Source organism: Halomonas campaniensis, assembly GCF_014193375.1.
Classification (GTDB): Bacteria; Pseudomonadota; Gammaproteobacteria; order Pseudomonadales; family Halomonadaceae; genus Halomonas; species Halomonas campaniensis.
In genome coordinates this window covers 166,652-173,175 of the sequence record NZ_JACHZF010000006.1, presented here as the reverse complement: position 1 = coordinate 173,175, position 6,524 = coordinate 166,652, and the positions used below count along the sequence as shown (strand labels likewise).

The following is a 6,524-nucleotide window of genomic DNA, read 5'->3' as shown; positions in this document are numbered from 1 at the left end:
ACCTGCCTCCCTCAATAGTGGCTCTGTGTTTGGGTGTCCCCACCTCAACGTAACCCACGACGTTGAGGCGGGGCAGGTCAATCCATCATGTCTACACACTCGGCGCTAGAACTTCTCCAGCGTCTCCCGATAGCCGATGAACGCCTCCCGGCGCTGCTCGATGCGCGCCGAGGCCGCGCTGTCCCCCTCCCGCTGCGCCACCTGCTTCGCCACGTCGATCTGGCGGATCGCCTCGCTGATGCGACCGGTCAGCTGCATCTGTTCGGCCCGTGCCAGGTGGCCCCAGGCCTCGCGGCCGCTGCGGCCGGCGGCCTCGGCCAGCAGGGTGAATACCTGGGGATCCTCGGGGCGCTGGTCGGCGAGCTCGCGCAGCACCCGCCACGCCTCGTCGGGATCGCGCTGCAGCAGCGCCTCGCCCAGCACCCGGCTGGCCGGCACGTGACCCGGCATCAGCCGCAGCTGGCGCCGGCTGCGCGCGATGGCGTCGTCGTAGCGCCCGGCCTCGAAGGCCACCATGGCGGCCGAGGCGGGCAGCAGGGCGAGGTCGGGCAGCTCCCGCGCCAGGCCGTCCAGGCGGCGCAGCGCGGTATCGGTATCGCCGCGCCCGGCCGCGATCAGGGCCTCCAGGTAGCGGCGGGCCGGCTCCGGGGCGCCGTCCTGCCGCAGCCGAGTGGCGGCCTGCTGCGGGTCGCGGGCGTGGATCGCGAGCAGGGCGCGGGCGCGGATCAGGTGGTACTGGATATCCTCGTCGCGGGGGCGGCTCACCGCGAGCTGGCCGGCACGGTCCTGGGTGTCGCTGATGCGCGATTCGGTCACCGGGTGGGTGAGCAGGAACTCCGGCGGGTTGCCGCCCTGCAGACTGGCCATGCGCTGCATGGCGCGGAACATGCGGACCATGGCCTCCGGGTCATAGCCCGCCTGGGCCATGGCCTGCAGACCGATGCGGTCGGCCTCCTGCTCGAAGCGCCGCGAGTAGGCCAGCTGGTCCTGGATGAAGGCCGCCTGGGAGCCCATGGCCACGCCGATGCCGGCATCGCCCCCGCCGGCGGCGGCGATCAGCATGCCGGCCAGCATGGCGGCCATGGCCGGGACCTGGGTCTGCTCGGCGCGGGCCTTGCCGCGGGCGTAGTGGCGCTGCGAGAGGTGGCCCAGCTCGTGGGCCAGCACCGAGACCAGCGCCGCCTCCTCCTCGGCGAAGGCGAACAGGCCCGCGTTGACGCCGACCACCCCGCCAGGAACGGCGAAGGCATTGAGCTGCCGGCTATCGACCAGGGCGACCAGGGTAGTGGAGCCGCCCATACCGCTGTGGGGCAGCAGCCGCGCGACCAGCGACTCCACGTATGCCTGGGCGAGGGGGTCCTGCCACTGGGGCGCCCGGGCCCGGAACTGGCGCAGCCAGGCGCGCCCCAGCGCGAACTCCTCGCCGCTGGCGGCCTGGCTGTCGGCGCTCGTAAGGCTCGGCAGCCCGGCATCGCTGCTCCATCGGGAGTCGGTCCACTGGGCGGTGGCGGGGAGCGCCAGGGCCAGGCACAGGGCGCCGGCGGCAAGGCGGGGGGCGAGTCGACGCGGCATGGCATCCTCTTCACGTGGGGCAAGACGAGCGGCGGGCTTCTCCATCCGACATTGATTCGGCCTGCAAAGTGCCTTTAAATCTCAAGGGGTTTCGCGCTCGCCTGGCCGAGGCGGCGACGCCCATCCTCTGCATTCTCCCGGGAGACAACATGGCTGTGCAACCTGATGACGTGCTCGATGCGCGCGGTCTTCCCTGCCCCCTGCCGCTGCTCAAGGCCAAGCAGGCCCTGGCCCGCCTCGCGCCCGGCCAGCTGCTGGAAGTGATGGCCACCGACGCTGGCTCCTGGCACGACTTCGAGACCTTCGTCGCCCAGAGCGTCCATGAGATGCCGGCCAGGGAGGAGCGTGGCGACGTCTACCACTACTGGATCCGCAAGGGCGGGGAGCGCGCTTCATGACCCTGCGGGCCGTCTTCAAGGGCTGGGTCGACCACTACTTCTCCGACGAGGAGGCGGTGATCCTGCTGGTGGTGCTGGTGCTCGGCTTCACCGCGGTGATCTTCCTCGGGCGCATGCTGGCCCCCTTCCTCACCGCCCTGGTGATCGCCTTCCTGCTGCAGGGGGCGGTGAGCTGGCTGGAGCGCCGCCATGTGCCCCACCTGCTGGCGGTGACCCTGGTGTTCCTGGGCTTCATCGGCATGTTGCTGGCGCTGGCCTTCATCCTGATGCCGCTGATCTGGAATCAGCTGGTGGGGCTGGTGCAGGAGACGCCGCGCATGTTCGCCAGCGGCCAGCAGCTCCTCGACGACCTGCAGGAGCGCTACCCCCAGCTGATCACCCCGGACCAGATCCAGAACTGGATCGCCGTGGCCGGGCGCGAGATGACCCAGTTCGGCCAGCGGGCCCTGACGCTGTCGCTGGCCTCGCTGGGCAACGTGCTGGCGCTGATCATCTACCTGGTGCTGGTGCCGATCCTGGTGTTCTTCCTGCTCAAGGATCGCGAGACGCTGGTGGGCTTCACCCTCTCGCTGCTCCCCCAGAAGCGCACCCTGATGACCCGCATCTGGAACGAGATGGACGACCAGATCGCCAACTACGTACGCGGCAAGTTCATCGAGATCATCATCGTCGGCACCGTCGCCTTCCTCACCTTCGCCTACTTCGGGCTGCCCTACTCGGCGCTGCTGGCGGTGCTGGTGGGCTTCTCGGTGCTGGTGCCCTACATCGGGGCCGCGGTGGCCACCCTGCCGGTGGCGGCGGTGGCGGGGTTCCATTTCGGCATGACCGACGAGTTCCTCTATGTGGTGATCGCCTACGGCATCATCCAGGCGCTGGACGGCAACGTGCTGGTGCCGATCCTGTTCTCCGAGGCGGTCAACCTGCATCCGGTGTCGATCATCGTGGCGGTGCTGTTCTTCGGCGGGATCTGGGGCTTCTGGGGGATCTTCTTCGCCATCCCCCTGGCGACCCTGCTCAAGGCGCTGGTCTACGCCTGGCCCCGGGGCATCAAGCGCCACCGCCAGGAAGAGACGGTGGCGCCGCTGACCGAGGAGTGACGAGGGGCCGCTCGGCGGCCCCGTCGAGCCTTCTCGGTGCCCGATTCAGCCGGCGTGCAGCGCCTGGGCGGCCTCCAGCACCTCCTGGGCATGCCCCGGCACCTTGACGCCGCGCCACTCCCGGGCGAGCCGGCCCTCGGCGTCGATCAGGAAGGTGCTGCGCTCGATCCCCAGGTGCTCCTTGCCGTAGAGCTTCTTGAGCTTGATGACGTCGAAGATCCCGCACACCGTCTCGTCCTTGTCCGAGACCAGTTCGAAGTTGAAGTCCTGCTTGGCCTTGAAGTTCACCTGGGCGCGAATGCCGTCACGGGAGACGCCGAGGATCACCGTATTGGCGGCGTCGAAGGCCTCCCTGCGGTCCCGGAAGTCGCCGCCCTCGGTGGTGCAGCCGGGGGTGCTGGCCTTGGGGTAGAAGTAGACCACCACCTGCCGGCCCTTGAGCTCGGAGAGGGTGACCGTGGTGTCGCCGGTGGCGGTGGCGGTGAAGTCGGGAACGGGCTGGCCGATACTGACGCTCATGGGGTGGCTCCTTGGCGGTGTGGGTCGAGCCCCGATTACACGCAACCGCCGCGGGCCTGTCAAAGTGGCGCGCCTTGCTGTACAGGCTATGGCCGCCTGAGTACCATCTACCCCCTGGCATGGGCGCCATCGTCCATTGGCGTGTCCCCGTCCCCGGAGGGCGGCAGTCGCAGTCGTCGTATCGCGGAGTTGCATCGAGAGGAATGAGAGGATGATCACTGGCAGTATCGTCGCCCTGGCGACGCCGATGAAGGTCAATGGCGACATCGATTGGGAGGCGCTGCGCCGCCTGGTGAACTTCCACCTCGACAATGGCACCGACGGCATCGTGGCCGCCGGCACCACCGGCGAGCCCACCACCATGTCGTTTGCCGAGCACTTCGACGTGATCCGCGCCGTGGTCGAGGAGGTCGACGGTCGCATCCCGGTGATCGCCGGGACCGGGGCCAACGCCACCTCCGAGGCCGTCGAGCTGGCGCGCTATGCCAGCGAGGTGGGGGCCGACTACTGCCTGTCGGTCTGCCCCTACTACAACAAGCCGACCCAGGAAGGCCTCTATCGCCACTTCAAGGCGGTGGCCGAGGGCAGCAAGCTGCCGGTGATCCTCTACAACGTGCCGGGGCGCACCGCCAGCGATCTCTACAACGAGACCGTGATGCGCCTGGTCGAGGTCGACAACATCGTCGGCCTCAAGGATGCCACCGGCAACCTGGAGCGCGCCGAGGACCTGATTGCCCGCCTCAAGGGCAGCGACTTCATGCTCTATTCCGGCGACGACGGCACCGCCTGCGACTTCATGCTGATGGGCGGCCACGGTGATATCTCGGTGACCGCCAACGTGGCGCCCCGGGCGATGCATGACCTCTGTGTCGCCGCGGTATCCGGCGATACCGACCGCGCCCACCAGATCAACACCCGACTGATGCCCCTGCACACCAACCTGGGCATCGAGTCCAACCCGATTCCCGTGAAGTGGGCGCTCCACCGCATGGGCCTGATCGAGCCGGGCATCCGCCTGCCGCTCACCTGGCTCTCGGAGAAGTACCACTCCACCATCAGCGAGGCCCTGCAGCTGGCCGGACTGATCGACGACTGATCGGCGCCGCGCCGGAACCTGGAGAACTGGATGCAAGGTGGACGCATGAACTCTGCGCTGAAATGGCTCCCGCTGGTGGCGGCCATCGCCCTGGCGGGCTGTGCGCGCCCCGACGGCTACTACCACGATCGCAACGTCGACTACGCCGAGGCCCGTGGCAGCTCGCCGCTGGTCCTGCCCGAGACCCGTGACTCGCAGCGCTACCGCGATGCCATGCCGGTACCCGAGGCCGCCGGCGATTTCCGTGCCCCGGACGGCCGCTTCCGGGCCCCCAGCCCGCAGCCGCTGGGCGCCGGCCGGGCCGTCGAGCGCGACTTCGTCGAGCGCCGCGACATCGGTCGCGACAGCTGGCTGGTGATCGGTACCGACCCGGGCAGCGTCTGGCCGCAGCTGGAGGACTTCGCCCGCACCCGCGGCCTCGGTGTGGTGGCCAGCGACTCCTCCCGCGGGGTGATCGAGACCCAGCAGGCGCGACTCAGCGTGCGCCAGGGGCTGCGGGCCGGCGACAGCGAGGTCCGCTGCGACCAGGGCGGTGCCCCGGTGGCGGCCTGCCTGGAGGCCCTGGAACAGTACTTCGGCGCGCGCAGCGCCTCGGCCAGCTCCTCCTCCCTGGCCGCCCAGCGGCTGGCCGGCGAGGAGCGCCTGCGCGTCACCCAGCAGGGCGAGCAGTGGGTGGTGCAGGTCCCGCTGGACATCGACCGCACCTGGGCCGAGCTGAGCCATCAGCTGGAACTGGACTTCACCGTGGAGGAGCGCCGCGAGCTGCTCGAGCGCGACCCCGAGGCCCATGACTTCCTGATCAGCTACATGACGGTCACCGAGCGCAACCGCAACCCGCTGCAGATCGTCTTCAGCCCGGACGTTCGCCAGATGCACCAGCAGATCCGCCTGGTGCTGGAGTCGGCGGGACCCGAGCAGACCGTGCTGCGGGCGGAGAACGCCAGCGAGCGCGGCTTCAGCCCCGAGGACCAGCGCGAGCTGCTCGAGCGGGTGGCGGGCCTGCTGCGCTGATGGCCGAGCGGGTGGCCGAGGCCGCTCTCCCTGCCGGCGTCCTGCGCTTCGGCTCCCTGGGCAGCGGCAGCAAGGGCAATGCGACCCTGGTCAGCGATGGCGAGACCCACCTGCTGGTGGACTGCGGCTTCGGCCTGCGCGAGGCCGAGCGGCGGCTGGCCGATCTCGGCCTGCATCCCCGTCAGCTGGATGCCGTGCTGGTGACCCACGAGCATGGCGACCATATCCGCGGGGTCGGCCCCCTGGCGCGACGCCACGGCGTGCCGGTCTACCTGACCCCGGGGACCTGGGCCTCGGGCCGGCTGGGCGAGCTGCCCCGGCGTCACTGGATCACTCCCCAGGCGCGCTTCGCCATCAAGGGGCTGACCATCGATCCGGTCACCGTGCCCCACGATGCCCGCGAGCCGGTACAGTTCCGCTTCCACGGCGGGGGAGGGCGCTCCCTGGGGGTGCTGACCGACCTGGGTCACCCCACCGACCACGTGGCCGGGGCCTTCGCCGGCTGCGATGCCCTGGTGCTGGAGTGCAACCACGACGTGCGGATGCTCGCCGAGGGGCCCTATCCGCCGCGGCTGAAGCGCCGGGTGGGCGGGGACTGGGGCCACCTGGCCAACGCCCAGGCGGCGGCCCTGCTGGCCCGGCTGGGCCTGGACCGCCTGCAGCAGGTGGTCTGCTCGCACCTTTCCGAACACAACAACCGCCCCGAGCTGGCCCGGGAGGCCCTGGTGCCGCTGCTCGATGGCGATGAATCGCGGCTGAAGGTCGCCCGCCAGGACGAGGGCCTGGCGTGGCAGCTCATCGGCTGACCCGACATACTGCCACCACTTCCCG

7 protein-coding genes are annotated in these 6,524 nt (G+C 70.0%); 5 read left to right on the top strand and 2 right to left on the bottom strand.

What is annotated here, in order from left to right; translation table 11 throughout:
- Nucleotides 1–105: 105 nt before the first annotated feature.
- Nucleotides 106–1,572, bottom strand: coding sequence for a M48 family metalloprotease (locus BDK63_RS05560; RefSeq protein WP_183330368.1), 1,467 nt, complete (start codon nucleotides 1,570–1,572; stop codon nucleotides 106–108).
- Nucleotides 1,573–1,721: 149 nt separating this feature from the next.
- Here BDK63_RS05560 and BDK63_RS05555 point away from each other — a divergent pair, with 149 nt between their 5' ends.
- On the top strand, nucleotides 1,722–1,970 hold the full coding sequence (locus tag BDK63_RS05555; protein ID WP_183330367.1) for a sulfurtransferase TusA family protein: 249 nt from the start codon (nucleotides 1,722–1,724) through the stop codon (nucleotides 1,968–1,970).
- Nucleotides 1,967–3,067 carry an AI-2E family transporter gene (locus BDK63_RS05550; RefSeq protein ID WP_183330366.1) on the top strand — a complete coding sequence of 367 codons (1,101 nt, stop codon included), beginning with the start codon at nucleotides 1,967–1,969 and terminating at the stop codon, nucleotides 3,065–3,067. Before BDK63_RS05555 ends, BDK63_RS05550 begins: the two co-directional genes overlap by 4 nt.
- A gap of 45 nt (nucleotides 3,068–3,112) precedes the next feature.
- Here BDK63_RS05550 and BDK63_RS05545 read toward each other — a convergent pair whose 3' ends face one another.
- Complete coding sequence (locus tag BDK63_RS05545) at nucleotides 3,113–3,586, bottom strand: peroxiredoxin (protein ID WP_183330365.1); 474 nt, start codon at nucleotides 3,584–3,586, stop codon at nucleotides 3,113–3,115.
- Between the two features lie 211 nt (nucleotides 3,587–3,797).
- On the opposite strand from BDK63_RS05545, the gene dapA reads away from it, so the two are divergent.
- The 3 genes from dapA to BDK63_RS05530 are packed head-to-tail and all read left to right on the top strand — an operon-like array spanning nucleotide 3,798 to nucleotide 6,499.
- Nucleotides 3,798–4,682, top strand: coding sequence for a 4-hydroxy-tetrahydrodipicolinate synthase (gene dapA, locus BDK63_RS05540; protein ID WP_183330364.1), 885 nt, complete (start codon nucleotides 3,798–3,800; stop codon nucleotides 4,680–4,682).
- 45 nt (nucleotides 4,683–4,727) lie between these two features.
- Nucleotides 4,728–5,693 (top strand): lipoprotein, NlpB, encoded by a 966-nt coding sequence (locus BDK63_RS05535; RefSeq protein WP_183330363.1) that lies wholly within the window; start codon nucleotides 4,728–4,730, stop codon nucleotides 5,691–5,693.
- Nucleotides 5,693–6,499, top strand: a complete 807-nt coding sequence (locus tag BDK63_RS05530; protein WP_183330362.1) for an MBL fold metallo-hydrolase — start codon at nucleotides 5,693–5,695, stop codon at nucleotides 6,497–6,499. Before BDK63_RS05535 ends, BDK63_RS05530 begins: the two co-directional genes overlap by 1 nt.
- Nucleotides 6,500–6,524 lie beyond the last annotated feature (25 nt).

Bases quoted from the DNA above. Each gene is read 5' to 3' on its own strand.
- BDK63_RS05560 (WP_183330368.1), bottom strand. From the start codon at position 1,572: ATGCCGCGTCGACTCGCCCCCCGCCTTGCCGCCGGCGCCCTGTGCCTG.
- BDK63_RS05555 (WP_183330367.1), top strand. From the start codon at position 1,722: ATGGCTGTGCAACCTGATGACGTGCTCGATGCGCGCGGTCTTCCCTGC.
- BDK63_RS05550 (WP_183330366.1), top strand. From the start codon at position 1,967: ATGACCCTGCGGGCCGTCTTCAAGGGCTGGGTCGACCACTACTTCTCC.
- BDK63_RS05545 (WP_183330365.1), bottom strand. From the start codon at position 3,586: ATGAGCGTCAGTATCGGCCAGCCCGTTCCCGACTTCACCGCCACCGCC.
- dapA (WP_183330364.1), top strand. From the start codon at position 3,798: ATGATCACTGGCAGTATCGTCGCCCTGGCGACGCCGATGAAGGTCAAT.
- BDK63_RS05535 (WP_183330363.1), top strand. From the start codon at position 4,728: ATGAACTCTGCGCTGAAATGGCTCCCGCTGGTGGCGGCCATCGCCCTG.
- BDK63_RS05530 (WP_183330362.1), top strand. From the start codon at position 5,693: ATGGCCGAGCGGGTGGCCGAGGCCGCTCTCCCTGCCGGCGTCCTGCGC.